The sequence below is a fragment of the Virgibacillus sp. FSP13 genome, assembly GCF_054048505.1.
Map to the genome: position 1 here is coordinate 1 of NZ_JBSVKG010000059.1, position 2,432 is coordinate 2,432.

The following is a 2,432-nucleotide window of genomic DNA, read 5'->3' on the forward strand; positions in this document are numbered from 1 at the left end:
AACACTACATAAAAAAACGTCTTTTTGAATAACTAATGTGATTCATTTTCCATCAACAATTTCTATTTGAATAGTTAATTTATGCGGGTGTAGTTTAGTGGTAAAACCTCAGCCACGAGCGTTACTTCTACCGAATAAACTACGAGTTGCCTCGAAGTATATACATCCTTGAATATGCTAGTAGATGCAGAGGCATGCCTTTCGTGAGAGTCATTATTTTAAACACAATTTATTATATGCGGGTGTAGTTTAGTGGTAAAACCTCAGCCTTCCAAGCTGATGTCGAGGGTTCAATTCCCTTCACCCGCTCCATTGTCATATATGGGCCTGTAGCTCAGCTGGTTAGAGCGCACGCCTGATAAGCGTGAGGTCGGTGGTTCGAGTCCACTCAGGCCCATACTGTCCGTTATTTCTCTATATATTTAGTATGTTAATATAATATTGTCATTAGGGCTTTAGTTAAACTAAAGTTCTATCAAAAAGATTACAATTAGTTGATATTGTGATCTTTTTTATTTTAGGGATTTCATGGTAGAGATTAGGACTGGGAGGGGGCATAACCAATCGTGTTTTTTCATTAGTGCTGCTTCAACCCTGACCACCGGTATCTTTGAATGATTTTCATTACTTTTAATGAACGTAATAAAGGCTCAAGAACGTTGATATACTAATGTTCTTGAGCTTTTTTATATGTTTTGTATAGGAAACAATTCGAAACAATTTCATTGATTTTTACACCATATTTTACACCATTTTATACAGCTTTATTAATCAAGTAATTTTTTATTTAAATGTGCGATATATCTAGTTTATCAAGCTATACAGCAATTCTATTATTAAAATTTTAGCTTGAATTTATGGTTTTTGAAGATCCTTTTTACACAATCACATTTTTTACTAAACAGAAAAGCATAGGATCTTTTCAATGAAAATCCTGCAATAAATAAACCTCCCACTTTTATTATATAAAAACGCTGTTCTTCATAGTATTTATATTATAGGGGGGGTCGATGGATATTATAATTAGAGGTAGTTATTCGGAAATAACTAAACAATTAAGAAGAGAAAAGGAAATTTTAGGTTGGAGAGAGGCGAGCCTATATGAAAATAATTATACTTGTTTAATTAGCAATAAGAAGTCTAATTTAGAGGTACATCATATAAAAAGCTTTAATTCAATTTTCAATGAAACGATAACCGAATTATATAATAGAAATCTACTTGATGAGAAATGGTTCATGTCCCCATATATCACTCAAGAAATTAGACAGTTATTCCTAATTAAACATAGGAAATATGGATTGGGTGTAGTTTTGCATAGAAAGATTCATAATGAATTTCATCGCCTATATGGTTTTGAGAATACAAAGGAACAATTCGGGGAATTTAAAGAAAAAATAACTAGGGAGAGAATTAACAAGCTTTTGTCTACCCCAGAAAAGGGAGATATGATTTGTTCTAAATGTAATAAAGTAGTTGAGTTATTGATAGATGATTTATGTATTAATTGTGATTATAATGATTTTGGATCTTAATTTCTAGTTATAATTGAATTGATAATAATAATAAGTTGTAATTACCCAATTAAAAGAGCATCTAATTGAGTAAAATTAGATGCTCTTATCTCTATTGTTTATCTTTCATATTATTAAATATTGCAACAGTATTTTTTGAATCCTTTTCATGTAGTTCTTTCGTTAAATGGGTATAGTATTTATGAGTCGTATCCACATCTTTATGGCCTAACCGTTTACTAACATAATATATAGAAACACCATGAGATAGTAATACACTAGCATGTGTATGTCTTAATTCATGTACCGTAATTGGTTTAATTTCCATTCTTAATAAAGTTTTCTTTAATAATTTATTGGTGGATGTATTACTAATCACTTTATATTTGGAAGTTGGACTATAAAAAACTAATTTTTCTTTATTGGGCTTTAATGTCTTGAAGAACTCCTTGAATTCATTCATTGTAATACTATCAATACTAATTGTACGGTTTGATTGTTCATTTTTTGTAGGACCAAATCCTTTTGGCATTCGATTATTATAGCCCCATGTTTTACTCACACTAAGTTTATTTGAATTGAAATCAAAATCATCAACCGTAAGTCCTACTAATTCTTCGTAACGCAATCCAGAAGTTAATGCTAATAATAGTATATAATAACCTACTCCATCTTTAAGTTTTTTTAGTATTTCGTTAAATAACAGTTCACTTTCTTTCACGTCCAGATATTTATCATCTGCCTTTTTTGCTGGAGTTGTATAATGTACTTTTGTACCTTCAGTAAAATCTTGCGGAATAATCTGATCCATTACGGCATATTTAAGACATGAACGGATATGTGAATTTACCTTTTGAACAGTTTCTTTTGATTTACCTTTACCAAATTTATTTAAAAAGGCTTGATAGTGATCCCGTT

General features: G+C 30.6%; 2 protein-coding genes and 2 tRNA genes. 3 read left to right on the forward strand and 1 reads right to left on the reverse strand.

The window, feature by feature from the left end; genetic code table 11:
• The first annotated feature begins 238 nt into the window (after positions 1-238).
• From ACW2QC_RS20110 to ACW2QC_RS20120, 3 genes are all read left to right on the forward strand, one after another.
• Positions 239-312: transfer RNA gene (locus tag ACW2QC_RS20110), tRNA-Gly, on the forward strand.
• 11 nt (positions 313-323) lie between these two features.
• Positions 324-397, forward strand: a tRNA-Ile gene (locus ACW2QC_RS20115).
• Positions 398-1,010: 613 nt separating this feature from the next.
• Positions 1,011-1,535: a hypothetical protein gene (locus tag ACW2QC_RS20120; protein ID WP_457545706.1), complete on the forward strand. Its 525-nt coding sequence runs from the start codon at positions 1,011-1,013 to the stop codon at positions 1,533-1,535.
• A gap of 91 nt (positions 1,536-1,626) precedes the next feature.
• Here the strand turns inward: ACW2QC_RS20120 and ACW2QC_RS20125 are convergent.
• On the reverse strand, positions 1,627-2,432 hold an 806-nt coding region (locus tag ACW2QC_RS20125), incomplete at its 5' end, for a tyrosine-type recombinase/integrase (RefSeq protein WP_457545707.1).